Origin of the sequence: Acetobacter sp. DsW_059 (assembly GCF_002153695.1) — a bacterium.
In the GTDB taxonomy this organism is placed as follows: domain Bacteria; phylum Pseudomonadota; class Alphaproteobacteria; order Acetobacterales; family Acetobacteraceae; genus Acetobacter; species Acetobacter thailandicus.
The window spans coordinates 18848-38110 of sequence record NZ_JOPI01000035.1 but is presented as its reverse complement, the minus strand read 5'-3'; the positions used below and the strand labels follow the sequence as shown (position 1 = coordinate 38110).

Sequence of the window (19263 nt, the reverse complement as noted above, 5' to 3'; positions counted from 1 at the left end):
GGGCGGTCGGACCCTCTGATCTGTCTTCGGGGCAGATCTGATGATCCGAGAGCAACGGCGGGCAGGAGCGAAGATGAACGCAATTACTAAATCGTTCACAGGACGGAAGAGGATTCGCAAGAGTTTCGGGCGGATTCCCGAAGTCGCTCCGATGCCGAATCTGATCGACATACAGCGTGCGTCCTATGAAGCATTTCTTCAGGCTAATGTGTCGCCTGATTCGCGCACACCGACTGGTTTGCAGGAAGTTTTCCGGTCGGTATTTCCGATCAATGACTTCGCAGGTCGGGGGCGTCTTGAGTTTGTAAATTACGAATTTGAAGAACCAAAATATGATGTTGAAGAGTGCATTCAGCGTGGCCTGACTTATGCAGCGCCCCTGAAAGTTATTCTGCGTCTTATTGTCTGGGATCTTGATGAAGATACCGGCTCACGTTCTATTCGTGATATTAAAGAGCAGCCCGTGTATATGGGTGACATGCCGCTGATGACCGATAACGGTACGTTTATCGTAAACGGTACAGAGCGTGTTATCGTCAGTCAGATGCACCGTTCACCAGGTGTGTTCTTTGATCACGATAAAGGTAAAACGCACTCTTCAGGTAAATATCTGTTTGCAGCGCGTGTTATTCCTTACCGTGGTTCATGGCTTGACTTCGAATTTGACGCAAAAGATCTGATTTACGTTCGTATTGACCGTAAACGTAAGCTGCCTGTTACCACGCTGCTTTATGCGCTTGAGAGCGATCGTTCTGTTGCTGCACGTGAAGCTAAGCTGGCTGAAGGTGGTGATGTTGACATTCTCGATATCAAGGGGATGGACGACAACGAGATCCTGGCAAGCTTCTATGGTACGGTGAAATTCACCAAAACCCCTAAAGGCTGGGCACGTCCTTTCGATGCGGAATCATTCCGTGGTCTTAAGCTGCTTGCACCGCTGGTTGACGCCGAGACGGGTGAGGTTGTTGCTGAGGCAGAAGCTAAGCTGACAGCCCGTGCTGTTCGTAAAATTGCTGAAAAAACACGTGAAGTTCTTGTCGGTGACATTGATCTGATCGGTCGTTTTATCGCCAGTGATATCGTCAATTACGAAACCGGTGAAATTTACGGCGAAGCCGGTGAAGAAATCACCGAGGCACGTCTCGCAGCTCTTGAGGAAGCCGGGATTACCGAATTCCCTGTGCTGGCAATTGATGCAGCGAATGGTCCGTGGATCCGCAACACGCTCACAGTTGACAAAAACAGTTCACGTGATGAAGCGTTGATCGATATTTATCGTGTTATGCGTCCAGGTGAGCCGCCGACGGCTGAAACCGCTGAGGCTATGTTCCGTGGTCTCTTCTTTGATGCTGATCGCTATGACCTGTCATCTGTTGGTCGTGTAAAACTCAACATGCGCCTTGATCTGGATGCTCCGGATGATCTGCGTGTGCTGCGTAAAGAAGATATTCTGCGCACCATTAAAGTGATGTGCGACCTTAAAGACGGTCGCGGTCAGATTGATGATATTGATAATCTGGGTAACCGTCGTGTTCGCTCTGTTGGCGAGCTTATGGAAAACCAGTATCGTATCGGCCTGCTTCGTATGGAGCGCGCGATCCGTGAGCGTATGGGCTCAGTCGATATTGACACTGTTATGCCGCATGACCTTATTAACGCAAAGCCAGCTGCGGCTGCTGTGCGTGAGTTCTTTGGGTCATCGCAGCTCAGTCAGTTTATGGATCAGACCAACCCGCTGTCAGAAGTAACGCACAAGCGTCGTCTTTCAGCGCTTGGCCCGGGCGGTCTTACCCGTGAGCGTGCCGGCTTTGAGGTGCGTGACGTTCATCCAACACATTACGGTCGTATCTGCCCGATTGAAACGCCTGAAGGCCCGAATATTGGTCTGATTAACTCTCTGGCAACTTATGCCAAAGTGAACAAGTACGGCTTCATTGAAACACCTTATCGTCTTGTTAAAGATGGCGTTCTTCAGGATGGCTGGAAATATCTTTCCGCTATGGAAGAAGAGAAGCTGGTCGTTGCACAGGCTGATGCGAAGCAGGATGCTGCTGGTGCACTGACTGATGAGCTGGTTTCTGTTCGTCGTGGTGGTGACTTCCGTCTGGTGGCGCCAACTGACGTGACAGCCTGTGACGTTTCACCAAAACAGCTGGTTTCAGTTGCTGCTGCGCTCATTCCGTTCCTTGAGAACGATGACGCAAACCGTGCACTGATGGGCTCAAACATGCAGCGTCAGGCTGTGCCGCTGGTGCGCTCTGATGCGCCTCTGGTTGGTACGGGTATGGAAGCTGCTGTAGCTCATGACTCAGGTGCCACGATCGTTGCAAAACGTGATGGTATCGTTGACCAGATTGATGGTGCCCGTATCGTTGTGCGTGCAACAGATTCTTCTGGTGCGACACAGGGTGTAGATATTTACCGTCTGCGCAAATACTCGCGCTCTAACCAGTCAACCTGCATTAACCAGCGTCCGCTGGTGCACGTAGGTAATCTGGTAAAAGCCGGTGATATTATTGCTGACGGTCCGTCAACCGAGCTTGGTGAACTGGCTTTGGGTCGTAATATTCTGGTCGCGTTTATGCCCTGGAATGGTTACAACTTCGAAGATTCAATTCTGATCTCCGAGCGTATTGCGAAAGATGACGTTTTCACCTCGATTCATATCGAGGAATTTGAAGTCATGGCTCGTGATACGAAGCTGGGTCAGGAAGAGATTACCCGCGATATTCCTAACGTTGGTGAAGAAGCGCTCCGCAATCTTGACGAGGCAGGCATTGTATATGTCGGTGCTGAGGTTAACCCTGGCGATATTCTGATCGGCAAGGTAACACCAAAGGGTGAAAGCCCGATGACACCAGAAGAAAAACTTCTGCGTGCGATCTTTGGTGAAAAAGCTTCTGACGTCCGTGATACGTCTCTGCGTCTGCCGCCAGGTACGACGGGTACGGTTGTTGATGTGCGTGTGTTCTCTCGCCGTGGCGTTGATAAAGACGAGCGTGCGATGGCAATCGAGCGCGCAGAAATTGAACGTCTGTCTAAAGATCGTGATGATGAGCGTGGTATTCAGGAGCGTTCATTCTACAGCCGTCTGAGCGAAAAGCTTGTCGGTCAGGTAGCTGGTGCGGGCTATAAAGGCATTCGTTCTGGCACGGAAATTACAGCTGAGGTTCTGGCTGAGCATCCTCGTGGTGCATGGCGTCACATCGTCGTTGATTCTGATACGGTTATGGCTGAGCTGGAAGTGCTGCGTCGTGAGTTCGATGCATCAATTCAGAAAATTCAGGCACGTTTCGAAAGCAAGGTCGAGAAGCTTCAGCGCGGTGATGAGCTGCTCCCTGGCGTTATGAAAATGGCTAAAGTCTTTGTTGCTGTGAAGCGTAAGCTTCAGCCTGGTGACAAAATGGCCGGCCGTCATGGTAACAAAGGTGTGGTTTCCCGGGTTGTTCCGGTTGAGGATATGCCGTTCCTTGAGGATGGTACTTCGGTCGATATCGTTCTGAACCCGCTGGGTGTGCCTTCACGTATGAACGTGGGGCAGATTCTCGAAACACATCTTGGCTGGGCATGTGCTAATATTGGCCGCGGCATTGGTGATCTGGTTGATGAATACCAGCGCACAGGTGAGAAACGCCAGGAACTGCTTGATTCACTCAAAGATGTTTATGGCGAGAAAGTCTATGATGACGCTATTGCCAATATGAACAATAATGAGCTGATAGAGCTGTCGAATAACCTGCGTAAGGGCGTTCCAATAGCAACACCTGTGTTTGACGGTGCGTCTATCCCTGATATCGAAGCGATGCTTGAAAAAGCAGGCCTTGATAAATCAGGTCAGTCTCAGCTGATTGATGGTCGTACAGGTGAACCGTTTGAGCGTAAAACCACAGTTGGTTATATTTACATGCTTAAACTGCATCACCTTGTCGATGATAAGATCCATGCCCGTTCTATTGGTCCATACTCTCTGGTAACGCAGCAGCCTCTGGGTGGTAAAGCTCAGTTTGGTGGCCAGCGCTTCGGTGAGATGGAGGTCTGGGCACTTGAGGCTTATGGTGCTGCTTACACACTTCAGGAAATGCTGACGGTGAAATCGGATGACGTCTCCGGTCGAACCAAAGTGTATGAAGCGATTGTGCGTGAGCAGGATGACTTTGAAGCGGGTATCCCTGAAAGCTTTAACGTTCTGATCAAAGAGCTCAAATCTCTGGGTCTGAATGTTGAGCTGGAGCAGGGGGCTGAGTCAGAGTGAGCGCACCAGCTTTAACAGCCGCTATTCTCAGTTTTTGTTTTGCAGAAGTAGCCGGGGCAAACACCCCGGCTGCTTTCACTTTCCCTCTGGGGGCTTCAGCACATGAATGAACTCATGAAAATCCTTGGTCAGACCGGCCAGGCGATGACCTTCGATCAGATTAAAATTCAGCTGGCATCACCGGAGCAGATCCGCTCCTGGTCTTACGGTGAAATTAAGAAGCCCGAGACGATTAACTATCGTACGTTCAAGCCTGAGCGTGATGGCCTTTTTTGTGCCCGTATTTTTGGTCCTATTAAGGACTATGAGTGCCTTTGCGGTAAATATAAACGCATGAAGTTTCGCGGTATTATCTGCGAAAAATGTGGTGTTGAAGTTACTCTGGCAAAAGTACGCCGTGAGCGTATGGGCCATATCCAGCTGGCCAGCCCTGTTGCACATATCTGGTTTTTAAAATCTCTGCCTAGCCGTATCGGTCTTATGGTCGATATGACGCTGAAAGATCTTGAAAAAGTTCTTTATTTCGAAAACTATCTTGTTCTTGAGCCAGGTACATCACCACTGAAGCAGTACTCTCTGCTGACTGAAGACCAGTACCTTGATGTTCTTGATGAATATAGTGAAGAAGGCATTGAGGTTGGTATCGGTGCTGAGGTTATTAAGAAGGTTCTTGAGCGTATTGACTGTGATGCCGAAAAGGTACACCTGCGTCAGGAACTGAAAGAAACCTCCTCAGAAGCAAAACGCAAAAAACTCGTTAAGCGTCTGAAACTGGTTGAAGCTTTTGCAGAAAGCGGTTCACGTCCTGAGTGGATGGTGCTTGACTATGTTCCGGTTATTTCACCTGAGCTGCGTCCACTGGTACCACTTGATGGTGGCCGTTTCGCAACATCAGATCTGAATGACCTGTATCGTCGTGTTATCAACCGTAATAACCGTCTGAAACGCCTTATGGAGCTGCGTGCGCCCGATATTATCGTGCGTAACGAAAAACGTATGCTTCAGGAAGCCGTTGACGCTCTGTTTGATAACGGTCGACGTGGCCGTGCCATTACTGGTGCGAACAAACGTCCGCTGAAATCTCTTTCAGATATGCTGAAGGGTAAGCAGGGTCGTTTCCGTCAGAACCTTCTTGGTAAGCGCGTCGATTATTCAGGCCGTTCAGTTATTGTGGTTGGTCCGGAGCTGAAGCTTTATCAGTGCGGCCTGCCCAAAAAGATGGCGCTGGAGCTGTTTAAGCCCTTTATTTACTCCAAGCTGGAGAAATATGGTCACGCGACAACCATTAAAGCTGCAAAGCGTATGGTTGAGAAAGAGCGTCCGGAAGTGTGGGATATCCTTGAAGAGGTTATCCGTGAACATCCTGTTATGCTTAACCGTGCACCAACATTGCATCGTCTTGGTATTCAGGCGTTCGAACCGATCCTGGTCGAAGGTAAAGCTATCCAGCTTCATCCGCTCGTCTGTACAGCGTTTAACGCTGACTTTGACGGTGACCAGATGGCTGTGCATGTGCCACTGAGCCTCGAAGCTCAGCTTGAAGCACGCGTACTGATGATGTCGACCAACAACATTCTCAGTCCGGCAAACGGTAAGCCAATTATCGTGCCGTCTCAGGATATTGTTCTGGGTCTGTATTATCTCAGTCTTGAGCTGCCGGAATACGCGCTGACACCAGATAAAAACACCTATGATGAAACAACGGGTGAAATTCTGGTTAAGGGTGCACCATCATTTTCTTCCATTAGTGAAGTTGAGTATGCGCTCAATGATGGTGCTCTGAAGCTGCATGATAAAATCCGTGCCCGCTTTGAGACGATAAAAGACGGCAAAACTGTCTATCAGACTGTTGTGACCACACCTGGTCGCGTACTGATTGCGCAGATTCTGCCCAAAAATGAAGCTATTCCGTTCTCTCTCATCAATAAACAGCTGACAAAGAAAGCTGTTTCTGACGTAATTGATACGGTTTACCGTCACTGTGGTCAGAAAGAAGCTGTTATATTCTGTGACCGTCTGATGGCTCTTGGTTTCAGGCACGCTGCTAAAGCTGGTATTTCCTTCGGTAAAGATGACATGATCATCCCTGAAGAGAAGAAAGTTCTGGTAGAGCGTACAGCAGCTGAAGTGAAAGAGTTCGAACAGCAGTATCAGGATGGTCTGATTACCGCCGGCGAACGCTATAACAAAGTGGTTGATGCCTGGTCACGTTGCACTGACGAAGTGCAGGCTGCAATGACCAAAGAAATTTCCCGTCAGGAAGTTGGTAAGCCAATTAACTCTGTGTGGATGATGAGCCACTCCGGTGCTCGTGGGTCACCGGCACAGATGAAACAGCTTGCTGGTATGCGTGGTCTGATGGCGAAACCATCAGGTGAAATTATCGAACAGCCGATTATTGCTAACTTTAAAGAAGGCCTGTCGGTTCTCGATTACTTCACATCAACCCATGGTGCCCGTAAAGGTCTGGCTGATACAGCGCTTAAAACAGCTAACTCAGGATATTTGACCCGCCGTCTGGTTGACGTTGCGCAGGACAGCATCATTATCGAGGAAGATTGTGGTACAGAGCGTGGTCTGACTGTTCGTGCGGTTATGGACAGCGGTGAGATCGTAGCGTCTCTGTCCGAGCGTATTCTTGGTCGTACGGCAGCTGTTGATATTGCTGACCCGACATCAGGAGAGGTCATTGTGCCTCGTAACAGCCTGATTGAAGAAGCTGAGGCAGAGCGGATTGAGAAAGCAGGTATTGAATCTGTCTTTATCCGTTCCGTGCTGACCTGTGACAGTCGCGTTGGTGTTTGTGGTCATTGCTATGGCCGTGACCTTGCACGCGGCACACCGGTTAACATTGGTGAAGCCGTTGGTGTTATCGCCGCTCAGTCTATTGGTGAGCCAGGCACGCAGCTGACAATGCGTACCTTCCATATTGGTGGTGCAGCGCAGCGTGGTGCTGAGCAGTCAATGATTGAAGCATCACGTGATGGTAAGGTTGTGATCCGTAACCGTAACGTGGTTCATAACTCTCAGAACGTTCCGATTGTTATGGCGCGTAACTGTGAAATTCTGCTGACAGATGATGCAGGCGTTGAAAGAGCGCGCTACCGTGTGCCTTACGGTGCCCGTCTGCTGACAGTAGAAGGTGAAGCCGTTGCCCGTGGTCAGAAGCTGGTAGAGTGGGACCCTTACACACTGCCAATCATCACAGAAAAAGCCGGTAAGATTGAATATCTTGACCTGATTGACTCCATTACACTCGTTGAGCGTATGGACGAAGTGACCGGTCTGACATCTAAAGTGGTGGTGGACTATAAGCAGGCAGGGAAGGGCGTTGATCTGCGTCCGCGTCTGCAGCTGACAGGTCCAAACGGTGAAGTGATTAAACTGGCAAATGGTAATGACGCCCGTTACTTCCTGTCACCTGAAACACTGCTTTCAGTTGAGAATGGTGCAGAAGTTCATGCTGGTGACGTGCTTGCCCGTCTGCCACGTGAAGGGTCTAAAACCCGTGATATTACGGGTGGTCTGCCACGTGTTGCTGAACTGTTCGAGGCTCGCCGTCCAAAAGACCATGCGATCATTGCAGAAATGGAAGGTCGCGTTGAGTTCGGGAAGGATTATAAGTCTAAACGCCGTATTATCGTTAAAAACGACGAGACAGGCGAAGAGACAGAATATCTGATCCCCAAAGGCAAGCACGTTTCCGTTCAGGAAGGTGACTTTGTCGAGAAGGGCGATCCGCTGGTTGATGGTCCTCGTGTGCCACATGACATTCTTAAAGTCATGGGTGTAGAGGCGCTGTCTGACTATCTGGTGAACGAGATTCAGGATGTGTATCGTCTTCAGGGTGTGAAGATTAACGATAAGCATATTGAGGTTATCGTGCGTCAGATGCTTCAGAAAGTTGAGATTCTGGAGCCAGGCGACACAACTTATCTTATCGGTGAGACGGTAGATCGTATTGAGTTTGATATTGAAAATACGAAATGCCTGAACGCTGGTGAGCGTCCGGCTCTTGCGATGCCTGTTCTTCAGGGTATTACAAAAGCCTCTCTGCAGACGCAGTCGTTCATCTCTGCCGCTTCCTTTCAGGAGACCACACGAGTGCTCACGGAAGCAGCGACAGCTGGCAAGGTTGATCGTCTGAATGGCCTTAAAGAGAACGTCATTGTCGGTCGTCTGATCCCGGCCGGTACGGGTAGTGTTATGAATCGCCTTCGTGCGATTGCAGCATCTCAGGACCGTCAGCGTGTAGGGCGTTCTTCAGCAGCTGAGTGATTCGCCTTTACAGTGTGCGTTAAAGATAAAAACCGGGGTTTGCGCCCCGGTTTTTTTTGTCGGTTAAGTAAAATGGGAGAAAGCTTAGAGGAATCGGCCGTATTGTCTTGACTTCATCTGGTCAAGGCGTTACGAAACAGCCCTCGGCTCCGCTCTGCCTGTGAGAGCGGGGTATGTCGAATTCACTTGTAAAACATGCGACTGGCTTCTGTAAGAAGCGGGGTCGGATGTTAACATAGCCCCATACGGGTGTTTTGCCTGATGGGATTTTTAAATGACAGTCGGTGGCCGATAAAAAGGCCTTCCGGCTCAATTGTGTAAGGATCGGGAAAGGCGCATGCCGACCATCAACCAGCTCATTGCCAAGGGGCGTAAGCCCGCAGTCAAGCGCAACAAAGTGCCTGCACTGCAGGCATGCCCGCAAAAGCGCGGTGTTTGCACCCGCGTTTATACAACGACACCAAAGAAGCCTAATTCTGCACTGCGTAAAGTTGCTAAGGTGCGTTTAACGAATGGCTATGAGGTGGTGAGCTATATTCCTGGTGAAGGTCATAACCTTCAGGAACATAGCGTTGTGTTAATTCGTGGCGGTCGTGTAAAAGACCTTCCGGGTGTGCGTTACCATATCCTTCGTGGTGTACTTGATACCCAGGGTATCGCGAAGCGTCGCCAGCGTCGTTCGCTTTATGGCGCTAAGCGTCCGAAGTAAGGGAAAGTTAAGGTATGAGCCGCCGTCACCGCGCTGTTAAGCGCGAAATTCTTCCCGATCCGAAGTTCGGAGATATTGTCATCACGCGTTTCATGAATGCGCTTATGTATGATGGCAAGAAATCCACTGCGGAAGGGATTGTCTATGGAGCTCTCGAGGCGCTTGTGCGTCGTAGTGGAGCTTCTGCTGATCCGGTTGCATTGTTCCACAATGCTCTGGATAACGTTAAGCCTGCAGTAGAGGTTCGTTCACGCCGCGTTGGTGGTGCGACGTACCAGGTTCCTGTGGAAGTCCGTGCAGAACGCCGTCAGGCGCTGGCCATTCGCTGGGTGATTGATGCCTCCCGCAAACGGGGAGAAAACACCATGCAGGACCGGTTGTCTAATGAGCTGCTTGATGCGGTTAACAATCGTGGATCTGCTGTAAAAAAGCGTGAAGATACCCATCGTATGGCTGAAGCAAACAAAGCTTTCAGTCATTATCGCTGGTAACTGTTTGCGTGCGCTGACTCCCTGGTGGAGTTCAGTGAAGTGTATTTTGAAACGGCTTCCGGTTTAACCGGGAGTGTGGAGTGGAAAAATGGCTAAGGCTAAATTTGAGCGGAATAAACCGCACTGTAACATTGGTACCATTGGTCACGTTGATCATGGCAAAACCTCTCTGACAGCTGCTATTACAAAGACCCTGGCGAAAGCTGGTGGTGCTGAGTTTAAAGCATATGATCAGATCGACGCTGCACCTGAAGAACGCGCTCGTGGAATCACCATTTCTACAGCTCACGTTGAATACGAAACAGCGAAGCGTCACTACGCTCACGTTGACTGCCCCGGACACGCTGACTATGTGAAAAACATGATCACCGGTGCTGCTCAGATGGACGGCGCAATTCTGGTTGTTTCTGCTGCTGACGGTCCAATGCCTCAGACACGTGAGCACATCCTGCTTGCTCGTCAGGTTGGTGTGCCTGCTCTGGTTGTGTTCCTGAACAAAGTTGATCAGGTTGATGATCCTGAGCTGCTCGAGCTCGTAGAAATGGAAGTTCGTGAGCTTCTGTCTTCTTACCAGTTCCCTGGCGACGATATCCCCATAATCAAAGGGTCTGCTCTGGTTACCCTCGAAGATGGTGATGCAGAAGTTGGCGAAAATCGCGTTCTTGAGCTGATGGAAGCGGTTGACGCATACATCCCTCAGCCAGAGCGTCCGATTGATCGTCCGTTCCTGATGCCAATCGAAGACGTATTCTCAATTTCTGGTCGTGGTACAGTTGTTACCGGCCGTGTTGAGCGTGGCGCAGTTAACGTTGGTGACGAAGTAGAAATCGTTGGTCTGCGTGACACTGTTAAAACCACCGTTACCGGTGTTGAAATGTTCCGTAAGCTGCTTGATCGCGGTGAAGCTGGCGACAACATTGGTGCGCTTCTGCGTGGCACAAAACGTGAAGACGTTGAGCGTGGTCAGGTTCTGGCAAAGCCAGGCTCAATTACGCCGCACAAAAAATTCAAAGCTGAAGCTTACATCCTGACGAAAGAAGAGGGTGGTCGTCATACACCATTCTTCACAAACTATCGTCCTCAGTTCTATTTCCGTACAACTGACGTAACAGGTGTTGTTCACCTGCCAGAAGGTACAGAAATGGTAATGCCAGGCGATAACTGTGCTATGGACGTTGAGCTAATTGCACCTATTGCTATGGACGAAGGTCTGCGTTTCGCTATTCGTGAAGGCGGCCGTACCGTTGGTGCAGGTGTAGTGGCTTCTATCACCGAGTAATTCGGAAAAAGCCAAAGACTGTAGGGCCCCGGCTAATTGTTTAGCTGGGGTCTTATTTGGCGGCCCGGGTTACTCCGGACAAGTAAGGTGTTGGACTAGAAAATAAATGGACAACCAGAACATCCGCATTCGCCTGAAGGCGTATGATCATCGGGTGCTTGACAACAGCACAAAAGAGATCGTAAACACGGCGAAGCGTACGGGTGCGCGGGTTCGGGGTCCTATCCCGCTGCCGACGCATATTGAACGGTTTACGGTTAACCGTTCCCCCCACGTGGATAAGAAAAGTCGCGAACAGTTCGAGATCAGAACTCATCGCCGCCTGCTCGACATTGTTGAGCCAACTCCGCAGACCGTGGACGCCCTCATGAAACTCGACCTCGCCGCTGGCGTGGATGTCGAGATCAAACTTTAAGGTCCAGACGATGCGCACCGGATTAATTGCAAAAAAGTTGGGAATGTCCCGACTTTTCAAGGAAGACGGCACTCATGTGCCCGTTACAGTCCTGCATGTGGATGCACTGCAGGTTGTTGATGTCCGTACTCAGGAACGGGATGGCTATACGGCTGTTCAGCTTGGTATGGGCAACGCCAAGGTAAAAAATGTTACCAAACCAAATCGTGGTCATTTTGCCCGCACAAAAGTAGAGCCTAAAAAGGTTGTACGTGAATTTCGTGTTGCTGAAGATGCAGCACTTGAAGTTGGCGCAACACTTTCTGCTTCTCATTTTGTTGTTGGTCAGAAAGTCGACGTCACTGGTACCAGTAAGGGTAAAGGTTTCGCAGGTGCTATGAAGCGCTGGAACTTTGCTGGTCTGGAAGCAACGCATGGTGTTTCCATCTCCCATCGTTCTCATGGTTCTACCGGTAACCGTCAGGATCCTGGTAAAACTTTTAAGAATAAAAAGATGGCTGGTCATCTTGGCGATGAACGCGTGACGACCCTCAATCTTGAAATTGCAGCAATTGATCCGGAAAAGAATCTGATCATGGTGCGCGGCTCTATTCCAGGAGCTAAAAACGGCACTGTTCTGATTCGTGATGCGATCAAAAAAGCCCGCCATGCGGATGCGCCTTACCCGGCTGCTCTCGTGACGGCGGAGGCCTGAAGTCATGGAAATTGAAATCAAAACTCTCGATAATGGCAGCGCCGGTTCTGTGACGCTTCCTGCTGAGTTGTTTGCTGTTGCCCCACGTGCTGACATCATGGCACGCGTTGTGCACTGGCAGCTGGCAAAACGCCGCGCTGGTACGCACAAAGTTAAAGGCATGAGCGAAGTCTCAGGTACAACCAAGAAGCCTTATCGTCAGAAAGGTACCGGTAGTGCACGTCAGGGCTCACTCCGTGCGCCTCAGTACCGCACCGGTGGTGTTGTTCATGGTCCGGTTGTTCGCGACCATGGCTATGATCTGCCGAAAAAAGTACGTCGTCTGGGTCTGATCTCTGTTCTTTCTCAGAAAGCACAGGAAGGTAAGCTTGTTGTTCTGCAGTCTGCTTCTGGCGTGACTCGCACAAGCGAACTGGCTGTTAAGCTGAAAAACCTCGGTCTGAAATCTGCTCTCATTGTTGATGCAGCAGTTGATGAAGGTTTTGTTCGTGCAGCCCGCAATCTGCCCAAGATTGATGTTCTGCCAACGATTGGTGCCAACGTTTATGATATCCTGAATCATGAAGTTCTGGCAATTACACAAGCTGGCCTTGAAGGCCTGAAGGAGCGTCTGGTATGACCAACGTTCTAGCAATTCGTAAGAAGGCTGAGCGTCTTTCACGTGAAGCGCTGTACGACATCATTCGTACGCCGCATATCACAGAGAAAGCGACAGCTCTTTCAGAGAAAAATCAGGTTGTTTTCAAGGTTGCAATGACAGCCACGAAGCCTGAAATCAAGGTGGCTGTAGAGACGCTTTTTGGTGTTAAAGTCGTTGACGTGAACACTCTTGTTCAGAAGGGTAAGGCTAAACGCTTTAAAGGTCGTCTGGGACAGCGTTCCGATATTAAGAAAGCGTTCGTTCAGCTCGCAGAAGGTCAGTCTATCGATCTGACCACCAGCCTGACGTGACGTGAGGTAGAAACAGATGGCATTGAAGCACTTTAATCCCGTTACACCGAGCCTTCGTGGCACGGTTCTGATTGACCGCGCCGACCTCTGGAAAGGCAAGCCGGTTAAGCAGCTGACCGAAGGTAAAAACAAAACGGGTGGCCGTAACAATAACGGTCGTACAACCTCTCGTTTTCGTGGTGGTGGTCATAAACAGTCTTATCGCTATATCGACTTTAAGCGTCGTAAATTCGACGTTCAGGGTGTAGTTGAGCGTCTGGAATATGATCCGAACCGTACAGCATTTATTGCGCTGATTAAGTACGAAGATGGTGAGCTGAATTATATTCTGGCTCCGCAGCGTCTGAAGGTTGGCGATAATGTTATCGCTGGTCATCGCGTTGATATCAAACCAGGCAATGCTATGCCGCTGGCATCTATTCCGGTTGGTACGATCGTACACAATATTGAACTGAAGCAGGCTGCCGGTGGCAAGCTGGCTCGTTCAGCCGGAACCTATGCGCAGCTGGTTGGTAAAGATGCCGGTTATGCACAGATCAAACTGCAGTCTGGTGAACTGCGTGTTGTTCGTGGTGAATGCATGGCAACAGTTGGTGCTGTGTCTAACCCTGACAACATGAACCAGCACCTTGGTAAAGCCGGCCGTGCACGCTGGCTGGGTCGTCGCCCACATAACCGTGGCGTTGTGATGAACCCGGTTGATCACCCACATGGTGGTGGTGAAGGCCGTACATCTGGTGGTCGTCATCCGGTTACACCATGGGGCAAACCTACCAAAGGTTATAAAACTCGGGTCAATAAGCGTACGGACAGTCTGATTATCCGTCGTCGCAAGACCGGCAAGTAAGGGGCAATAGAAGATGGCACGTTCCGTCTGGAAAGGCCCGTTCGTCGACGGGTATCTGCTGAATAAGGCTGAAGCGTCTCGCGCTTCAGGCCGTAACGAAGTGATCAAAATCTGGTCACGTCGTTCAACAATTCTTCCGCAGTTCGTTGGGCTGACGTTCGGTGTTTATAATGGTCAGAAGTTCCTGCCTGTGCAGGTAACGGAAAACATGGTGGGACATAAGTTTGGTGAGTTCTCACCAACCCGTACGTTCCATGGTCATGGGGCCGACAAGAAGTCAAAGCGGGGCTAAAATGAGCAAGCCTAATCACCCGCGCATGCTCGCGGAAACAGAAGCGCAAGCAATTACGCGTAATATCCGGGTTAGTCCCCGTAAACTGAATCTTGTTGCTGCCCTTATTCGTAATAAGCCAGCATCACAGGCTGTTGCGACACTGACGTTTTCTAAACGTCGTATCGCTCAGCAGGTGAAACAGACTCTGGAAAGCGCAATCGCAAACGCAGAAAATAACCATCAGCTTGATGTTGATCAGCTGGTAGTTAAGATTGTGGAAGTTGGAAAAGCTACGGTTATGCGGCGTTTTCACGCACGTGGTCGTGGTCGTTCCGCTCGTGTGGAAAAATTCTTCAGCCATCTGAAGATTGTTGTTGCTGAACGGGCTGCGGAACCTGAGGCAGCTGCTAGCGAACAGAAGGCGGCCTGACGTATGGGACATAAAGTCAATCCAATCGGGCTCCGGCTCGGCATTAATCGCACATGGGATAGTCGTTGGTACGCTGACGCAGACTATTCTCGTCTGCTGCATGAAGACCTGAAACTGCGTGCTTTCCTTCGTCGTAAGCTTGCAGGTGCTGGTGTTGCTCGTGTTGTTATCGAACGTCCTGCTAAAAAGCCTCGCGTTACGATTTACGCAGCACGTCCAGGTGTTGTTATTGGTAAAAAAGGTCAGGATATTGACGCTCTGCGCAAAGAGCTGACCCGCATGGCGGGTACAGAAGTAGCGCTGAATATCGTTGAGATCCGTAAACCTGAAATCGATGCAACTCTGGTAGCTGACAACATTGCTCAGCAGCTGGAACGTCGTGTTGCTTTCCGTCGTGCTATGAAGCGTGCTGTTCAGTCAGCTATGCGTCTTGGCGCACAGGGTATTCGTATTAACTGCTCCGGTCGTCTGGGCGGCGCAGAAATTGCACGTATCGAGTGGTATCGTGAAGGCCGCGTGCCATTGCACACTCTGCGTGCTGATATCGATTACGGGACAGCAACAGCTCATACCACATACGGTACCTGTGGTGTGAAGGTCTGGATCTTCAAAGGCGAGATCCTTGCGCATGACCCGATGGCTCTGGATCGCCGGGCGGCCGAACAGGCCCCTCAGCGCTGAGGCGAAGGATAGAATATAATGCTTTCTCCAAAGCGTACAAAATTCCGTAAGGCACATAAAGGTCGTATTCACGGCCTTGCCAAAAGCGGGACTACGCTCAATTTTGGAACATTCGGCCTGAAGGCTCTTCAGCCCGAACGTATTACTGCACGTCAGATCGAAGCATCACGTCGTGCCATTACTCGTGCTATGAAACGTGCCGGTCGCGTATGGATTCGTATTTTTCCTGACCTTCCGGTCTCGACAAAGCCAGCAGAAGTGCGTATGGGATCTGGTAAAGGATCCCCCGAGTACTGGGTTGCCCGTGTAAAGCCAGGTCGTATTATCTTCGAAATCGAAGGTGTACCGCCAGAAGTTGCACGTGAAGCGCTCGCTCTCGGTGCAGCGAAGCTGCCGATCAAAACGAAGTTTGTGACCCGAATCGGAGATGCGTGAGATGGCAAAGGCAACAAAGCCAGCTGACCTGCGTGCCAAAACATCAGACGAACTGAATGCGCTTCTTCTTGATCTGAAGCGTGAGCAGCTTAATCTGCGTTTCCAGCAGGCTACCGGACAAAACGAAGGCCAGAGCCGCATTCGTGTCGTTCGTCGTGAGATTGCGCGCATCAAAACGATCGTGTCGCAGAATGAGAAGTCCGCAGCAGGTGCAAAAACATCTGCTGCCATTTCCTGAAGGGAGTTGGACGATGCCAAGGCGCGTCCTTACCGGACGTGTAACCAGTGACAAGATGGACAAGACCGTAACGGTTCTTGTCGATCGTCGGGTTATGCATCCGCTGTATAAGAAATTCATTCGTCGTTCTAAAAAATATGCGGCGCATGATGAAGAAAATATCTGTAAAATCGGTGATACCGTCCGTATCATCGAGTGTACACCGATCTCCCGTCGTAAGACATGGGCTGTCGTTTCTCGTAACGGCGAAGTTGTTGACGCATCTGTCGTCGGCGTGTCGGTGTAAGGTAAGGGTATCTAGAAAATGATCCATCCCGAGACCAACCTTGACGTGGCAGATAATTCCGGTGCCCGTCAGGTGCAGTGCATTAAGGTGCTGGGCGGTTCCAAGCGGAAGTCTGCCTCGGTCGGCGACGTGATCGTCGTTTCCGTTAAGGAAGCCATTCCCCGTGGGAAGGTAAAAAAGGGCGACGTCCACCAAGCTGTTATCGTTCGTACATCATATCCGGTTCGCCGCGCCGACGGCAGTGCGATCCGTTTTGATAAGAACGCTGCTGTTCTGATTAACAAACAGCAGGAACCGATTGGCACACGTATTTTTGGCCCGGTTGTTCGTGAACTGCGTGCGCGTAAGTTCATGAAAATTATCTCTCTGGCACCGGAGGTGCTGTAATGGCTGCGCGTATTAAAAAAGGCGATACAGTCGTTGTTATCACCGGTTCTTCAAAAGGCGTGCAGGGCGAAGTTCTCTCTGTTCGTCCGGCTGAAAACCGCGCTGTTGTTCGTGGCGTAGCGATTGCAAAGCGTCACCGTCGTGCAACACGTATGGGTGAAGAAGGCGGTATCATTGCTCGTGAAGCTCCGATTCACCTTTCCAACCTCAAGCTGATTGATCCTGCATCGAAAAAACCAACCCGCGTTGGTTTCCGTGTTCTGGAAAATGGCCAGAAAGCGCGTGTTGCTAAGGCAACTGGCGAAGTGATCGAAGGCTGAGGGGGTAAGAATGACTGGATCTACAGGTGTTCGTTCCGTTCCCCGTTTTCAGGAACGTTATCAGAATGAACTGCGTACCAAGCTTCGTGAGCAGTTTGGTTACAAAAACATCATGCAGGTACCTCGCCTTGAAAAAATCGTCCTGAATATGGGCGTAGGTGAGGCTGCTGGCGATCAGAAAAAACTTGACGCTGCAGTTGCTGAAATGACACTGATTGCTGGCCAGAAGCCAGTTAAGACAGTGGCTAAAAAAGCTATTGCGGGCTTCAAGATTCGTGAAGGTCTGCCGATTGGTTGTAAAGTTACTCTGCGTCGCGTTCAGATGTATGAGTTCCTCGACCGTCTGGTAACCATTGCTATGCCTCGCATCCGTGACTTCCGTGGTCTGCCTGCTAATAAGGGTTTCGACGGTCGCGGTAATTTTGCGCTGGGCCTGAAAGAGCAGATCGTTTTCCCGGAAATCGATTATGATAAAATCGAAGACATCCGTGGTATGGACGTTGTGTTTGTGACGAGTGCTAAGACAGATGCTGAAGCCAAAGCGCTTCTTAAAGCATTTGATCTTCCCTTTGTTGCTTAAGGGAAATTCTTTACCTGGTTTCAGGTGTTGTTGTCTTGGAAAACCGTCGAAGGTTTTCGAAGGGTTCCGGAGGATAGAATTATATGGCTAAAACTTCTGCCATCACGCGGAATGCCAGACGTACTCGTCTGGCTGCACGTGACAAGGATAAGCGTGCGGCGCTGAAAAATATCATTATGGACCGCACTCTTCCTGTAGAAGATCGTTTTGATGCGTCTCTCAAGCTTGCTGAGCTGCCTCGCAACGGTTCACGGGTTCGTGTCCGTCTGCGTTGCAAGCTGACAGGTCGTTCACGCGGTAACTATCGTAAATTCGAGCTGTGCCGTATCGCACTGCGTGATCTGGCTTCAAGTGGTCAGATCCCAGGTCTGGTTAAAGCAAGCTGGTAAGGGCGCGTAATGTCACTTTCTGATCCGTTGGGTGATATGCTCACCCGCATCCGTAACGCACAGCGTGCGCGTCATGCCTCCTGTGTGTCTCCGGCTTCTAATTTGCGTCTGAACGTGCTTGAAGCACTTCAGCGCGAAGGCTACATCCGTGGCTACAAACGTGAAGAAGTCCGTAAAGGTGTTGCTCAGCTTCATATTGAGCTGAAATACTCCGAAGGCGAACCGGTTATTAAAGAAATTAACCGTGTTTCCCGTCCTGGACGTCGCGTTTATTCGAAAATTAAAGAGCTGCCACGTGTTCGTGCAGGTCTTGGTGTTTCGATTTTGTCTACTCCACGTGGTGTTCTTTCTGACGTAGAGGCTCGCGCTGCCAATGTTGGCGGCGAAGTTCTCTGCCGCGTATTCTGAGGAGGGATACATGTCACGTGTAGGCAAATATCCTGTCACTGTTCCTGGCGGGGTCACCGTTTCTATTGCTGACGGTGTTTTCAAAGCGAAAGGAAAGCTCGGCGAACTTACGCTGCCGCTTTCTTCTCACATTGAAGCGAAAATTGAAGGCGACCAGATCGCAGTCTCTCCGGTGGGAACCGCTGCTCAGGCGCGTATGATGTGGGGTACAACCCGTGCGCTGATCGCAAGTCTCATTAAAGGTGTTTCTGAAGGGTTTTCAAAAACTCTTGAAATCAGCGGAACGGGTTACCGTGCTGCTGTTCAGGGATCCAACCTTGTGATGAATCTCGGTTTTTCTCATGATGTGGTTTATCCGATCCCGCAGGGTATCAAGATTTCCACACCACGTCCGACCGCGATTGTCGTTGAAGGTATCGACAAACAGCGTGTAGGGCAGGTTGCTCTTGATATTCGCAGCTACCGCAAACCAGAGCCTTATAAAGGTAAAGGTGTACGGTACGAAACGGAAACCATTCGTCGTAAGGAAGGCAAGAAGAAATAATGAGCACTCAGCAGGAACTGCGGAACCGGCGGCGCGCCCGTCTCCGTTACCAGCTCCGTCACAAGGCTGGTGGTCGCCCGCGCTTGTCGGTTTTCCGTTCTGGAAAAAACATTTATGCGCAGGTTATCGACGATGTGCAGGGACGTACACTCGCCTCTGCTTCCAGTCTTGATAAAGAGCTGCGTGAGACCCTGAAAACAGGGGCAACTAAAGAGAGTGCTAACGTTGTTGGCAAACTCGTTGCTCAGCGTGCAGTCGCAGCAGGCGTTTCTCAGGTTGTATTTGACCGTGGAGAATATTTTTATCATGGGCGCGTGAAAGCCCTGGCGGAGGCTGCCCGCGAGGGTGGTCTCTCCTTCTGAGGAAAGGATCACG

The 19263-nt window shown here is 50.4% G+C and carries 23 protein-coding genes; all 23 read left to right on the top strand.

Going from position 1 to position 19263, the window contains the following annotated elements:
- The first annotated feature begins 73 nt into the window (after positions 1 to 73).
- The 23 genes from rpoB (at position 74) to rplR (ending at position 19250) form a co-directional block, all read left to right on the top strand.
- Positions 74 to 4252: a DNA-directed RNA polymerase subunit beta gene (gene rpoB / locus HK25_RS08205; RefSeq protein WP_086554403.1), complete on the top strand. Its 4179-nt coding sequence runs from the start codon at positions 74 to 76 to the stop codon at positions 4250 to 4252.
- Positions 4253 to 4354: 102 nt separating this feature from the next.
- On the top strand, positions 4355 to 8530 hold the full coding sequence (rpoC, locus tag HK25_RS08200) for a DNA-directed RNA polymerase subunit beta' (RefSeq protein WP_086635896.1): 4176 nt from the start codon (positions 4355 to 4357) through the stop codon (positions 8528 to 8530).
- A 337-nt stretch (positions 8531 to 8867) separates the two neighbouring features.
- The gene (rpsL, locus tag HK25_RS08195; RefSeq protein ID WP_086554401.1) at positions 8868 to 9239 is read left to right on the top strand and encodes a 30S ribosomal protein S12; all 372 of its coding nucleotides are present in this window, start codon (positions 8868 to 8870) and stop codon (positions 9237 to 9239) included.
- 14 nt (positions 9240 to 9253) lie between these two features.
- Complete coding sequence (rpsG, locus tag HK25_RS08190; RefSeq protein ID WP_086554400.1) at positions 9254 to 9730, top strand: 30S ribosomal protein S7; 477 nt, start codon at positions 9254 to 9256, stop codon at positions 9728 to 9730.
- 88 nt (positions 9731 to 9818) lie between these two features.
- Complete coding sequence (gene tuf, locus HK25_RS08185) at positions 9819 to 11009, top strand: elongation factor Tu (RefSeq protein WP_086554399.1); 1191 nt, start codon at positions 9819 to 9821, stop codon at positions 11007 to 11009.
- Between the two features lie 106 nt (positions 11010 to 11115).
- Positions 11116 to 11424, top strand: a complete 309-nt coding sequence (gene rpsJ, locus HK25_RS08180; protein WP_007282720.1) for a 30S ribosomal protein S10 — start codon at positions 11116 to 11118, stop codon at positions 11422 to 11424.
- Positions 11425 to 11434: 10 nt separating this feature from the next.
- Positions 11435 to 12118: a 50S ribosomal protein L3 gene (rplC, locus tag HK25_RS08175; protein ID WP_086554398.1), complete on the top strand. Its 684-nt coding sequence runs from the start codon at positions 11435 to 11437 to the stop codon at positions 12116 to 12118.
- A gap of 4 nt (positions 12119 to 12122) precedes the next feature.
- Positions 12123 to 12737, top strand: a complete 615-nt coding sequence (gene rplD / locus HK25_RS08170) for a 50S ribosomal protein L4 (protein WP_086554397.1) — start codon at positions 12123 to 12125, stop codon at positions 12735 to 12737.
- On the top strand, positions 12734 to 13069 hold the full coding sequence (locus HK25_RS08165; RefSeq protein ID WP_086554396.1) for a 50S ribosomal protein L23: 336 nt from the start codon (positions 12734 to 12736) through the stop codon (positions 13067 to 13069). Before rplD ends, HK25_RS08165 begins: the two co-directional genes overlap by 4 nt.
- Before the next feature lie 16 nt (positions 13070 to 13085).
- A complete protein-coding gene (gene rplB, locus HK25_RS08160) occupies positions 13086 to 13916 on the top strand; it encodes a 50S ribosomal protein L2 (RefSeq protein ID WP_086554395.1) in 831 nt (276 codons plus the stop codon).
- A gap of 13 nt (positions 13917 to 13929) precedes the next feature.
- The gene (gene rpsS, locus HK25_RS08155; protein WP_025860199.1) at positions 13930 to 14208 is read left to right on the top strand and encodes a 30S ribosomal protein S19; all 279 of its coding nucleotides are present in this window, start codon (positions 13930 to 13932) and stop codon (positions 14206 to 14208) included.
- A 1-nt stretch (position 14209) separates the two neighbouring features.
- Entirely contained in the window at positions 14210 to 14620 is a 411-nt protein-coding gene (gene rplV, locus HK25_RS08150) for a 50S ribosomal protein L22 (RefSeq protein ID WP_086554394.1), read from the top strand.
- A 3-nt stretch (positions 14621 to 14623) separates the two neighbouring features.
- Positions 14624 to 15301: a 30S ribosomal protein S3 gene (gene rpsC, locus HK25_RS08145; protein ID WP_086554393.1), complete on the top strand. Its 678-nt coding sequence runs from the start codon at positions 14624 to 14626 to the stop codon at positions 15299 to 15301.
- Between the two features lie 18 nt (positions 15302 to 15319).
- Positions 15320 to 15736, top strand: a complete 417-nt coding sequence (gene rplP / locus HK25_RS08140) for a 50S ribosomal protein L16 (protein ID WP_086554392.1) — start codon at positions 15320 to 15322, stop codon at positions 15734 to 15736.
- 1 nt (position 15737) lies between these two features.
- A complete protein-coding gene (gene rpmC, locus HK25_RS08135) occupies positions 15738 to 15974 on the top strand; it encodes a 50S ribosomal protein L29 (RefSeq protein ID WP_086554506.1) in 237 nt (78 codons plus the stop codon).
- Positions 15975 to 15987: 13 nt separating this feature from the next.
- Complete coding sequence (gene rpsQ, locus HK25_RS08130) at positions 15988 to 16260, top strand: 30S ribosomal protein S17 (RefSeq protein WP_086554391.1); 273 nt, start codon at positions 15988 to 15990, stop codon at positions 16258 to 16260.
- An 18-nt stretch (positions 16261 to 16278) separates the two neighbouring features.
- Positions 16279 to 16647 carry a 50S ribosomal protein L14 gene (gene rplN / locus HK25_RS08125; RefSeq protein WP_086554390.1) on the top strand — a complete coding sequence of 123 codons (369 nt, stop codon included), beginning with the start codon at positions 16279 to 16281 and terminating at the stop codon, positions 16645 to 16647.
- Complete coding sequence (gene rplX, locus HK25_RS08120) at positions 16647 to 16967, top strand: 50S ribosomal protein L24 (protein WP_086554389.1); 321 nt, start codon at positions 16647 to 16649, stop codon at positions 16965 to 16967. The genes rplN and rplX overlap by 1 nt, the downstream gene beginning before the upstream one ends.
- 10 nt (positions 16968 to 16977) lie before the next feature.
- The gene (rplE, locus tag HK25_RS08115) at positions 16978 to 17547 is read left to right on the top strand and encodes a 50S ribosomal protein L5 (RefSeq protein WP_086635895.1); all 570 of its coding nucleotides are present in this window, start codon (positions 16978 to 16980) and stop codon (positions 17545 to 17547) included.
- A gap of 83 nt (positions 17548 to 17630) precedes the next feature.
- Positions 17631 to 17936, top strand: a complete 306-nt coding sequence (rpsN, locus tag HK25_RS08110) for a 30S ribosomal protein S14 (protein WP_086554387.1) — start codon at positions 17631 to 17633, stop codon at positions 17934 to 17936.
- Positions 17937 to 17945: 9 nt separating this feature from the next.
- A complete protein-coding gene (rpsH, locus tag HK25_RS08105; RefSeq protein ID WP_086554386.1) occupies positions 17946 to 18344 on the top strand; it encodes a 30S ribosomal protein S8 in 399 nt (132 codons plus the stop codon).
- A gap of 10 nt (positions 18345 to 18354) precedes the next feature.
- Positions 18355 to 18888, top strand: coding sequence for a 50S ribosomal protein L6 (gene rplF / locus HK25_RS08100; protein WP_086554385.1), 534 nt, complete (start codon positions 18355 to 18357; stop codon positions 18886 to 18888).
- Positions 18888 to 19250, top strand: coding sequence for a 50S ribosomal protein L18 (gene rplR / locus HK25_RS08095; RefSeq protein WP_086554384.1), 363 nt, complete (start codon positions 18888 to 18890; stop codon positions 19248 to 19250). The genes rplF and rplR overlap by 1 nt, the downstream gene beginning before the upstream one ends.
- Positions 19251 to 19263: the final 13 nt, after the last annotated feature.

Excerpts from the sequence above, each read along its gene's own strand:
- rpoB (WP_086554403.1), top strand. The coding sequence starts at position 74 with ATGAACGCAATTACTAAATCGTTCACAGGACGGAAGAGGATTCGCAAG.
- rpoC (WP_086635896.1), top strand. The coding sequence starts at position 4,355 with ATGAATGAACTCATGAAAATCCTTGGTCAGACCGGCCAGGCGATGACC.
- rpsL (WP_086554401.1), top strand. The coding sequence starts at position 8,868 with ATGCCGACCATCAACCAGCTCATTGCCAAGGGGCGTAAGCCCGCAGTC.
- rpsG (WP_086554400.1), top strand. The coding sequence starts at position 9,254 with ATGAGCCGCCGTCACCGCGCTGTTAAGCGCGAAATTCTTCCCGATCCG.
- tuf (WP_086554399.1), top strand. The coding sequence starts at position 9,819 with ATGGCTAAGGCTAAATTTGAGCGGAATAAACCGCACTGTAACATTGGT.
- rpsJ (WP_007282720.1), top strand. The coding sequence starts at position 11,116 with ATGGACAACCAGAACATCCGCATTCGCCTGAAGGCGTATGATCATCGG.
- rplC (WP_086554398.1), top strand. The coding sequence starts at position 11,435 with ATGCGCACCGGATTAATTGCAAAAAAGTTGGGAATGTCCCGACTTTTC.
- rplD (WP_086554397.1), top strand. The coding sequence starts at position 12,123 with ATGGAAATTGAAATCAAAACTCTCGATAATGGCAGCGCCGGTTCTGTG.
- HK25_RS08165 (WP_086554396.1), top strand. The coding sequence starts at position 12,734 with ATGACCAACGTTCTAGCAATTCGTAAGAAGGCTGAGCGTCTTTCACGT.
- rplB (WP_086554395.1), top strand. The coding sequence starts at position 13,086 with ATGGCATTGAAGCACTTTAATCCCGTTACACCGAGCCTTCGTGGCACG.
- rpsS (WP_025860199.1), top strand. The coding sequence starts at position 13,930 with ATGGCACGTTCCGTCTGGAAAGGCCCGTTCGTCGACGGGTATCTGCTG.
- rplV (WP_086554394.1), top strand. The coding sequence starts at position 14,210 with ATGAGCAAGCCTAATCACCCGCGCATGCTCGCGGAAACAGAAGCGCAA.
- rpsC (WP_086554393.1), top strand. The coding sequence starts at position 14,624 with ATGGGACATAAAGTCAATCCAATCGGGCTCCGGCTCGGCATTAATCGC.
- rplP (WP_086554392.1), top strand. The coding sequence starts at position 15,320 with ATGCTTTCTCCAAAGCGTACAAAATTCCGTAAGGCACATAAAGGTCGT.
- rpmC (WP_086554506.1), top strand. The coding sequence starts at position 15,738 with ATGGCAAAGGCAACAAAGCCAGCTGACCTGCGTGCCAAAACATCAGAC.
- rpsQ (WP_086554391.1), top strand. The coding sequence starts at position 15,988 with ATGCCAAGGCGCGTCCTTACCGGACGTGTAACCAGTGACAAGATGGAC.
- rplN (WP_086554390.1), top strand. The coding sequence starts at position 16,279 with ATGATCCATCCCGAGACCAACCTTGACGTGGCAGATAATTCCGGTGCC.
- rplX (WP_086554389.1), top strand. The coding sequence starts at position 16,647 with ATGGCTGCGCGTATTAAAAAAGGCGATACAGTCGTTGTTATCACCGGT.
- rplE (WP_086635895.1), top strand. The coding sequence starts at position 16,978 with ATGACTGGATCTACAGGTGTTCGTTCCGTTCCCCGTTTTCAGGAACGT.
- rpsN (WP_086554387.1), top strand. The coding sequence starts at position 17,631 with ATGGCTAAAACTTCTGCCATCACGCGGAATGCCAGACGTACTCGTCTG.
- rpsH (WP_086554386.1), top strand. The coding sequence starts at position 17,946 with ATGTCACTTTCTGATCCGTTGGGTGATATGCTCACCCGCATCCGTAAC.
- rplF (WP_086554385.1), top strand. The coding sequence starts at position 18,355 with ATGTCACGTGTAGGCAAATATCCTGTCACTGTTCCTGGCGGGGTCACC.
- rplR (WP_086554384.1), top strand. The coding sequence starts at position 18,888 with ATGAGCACTCAGCAGGAACTGCGGAACCGGCGGCGCGCCCGTCTCCGT.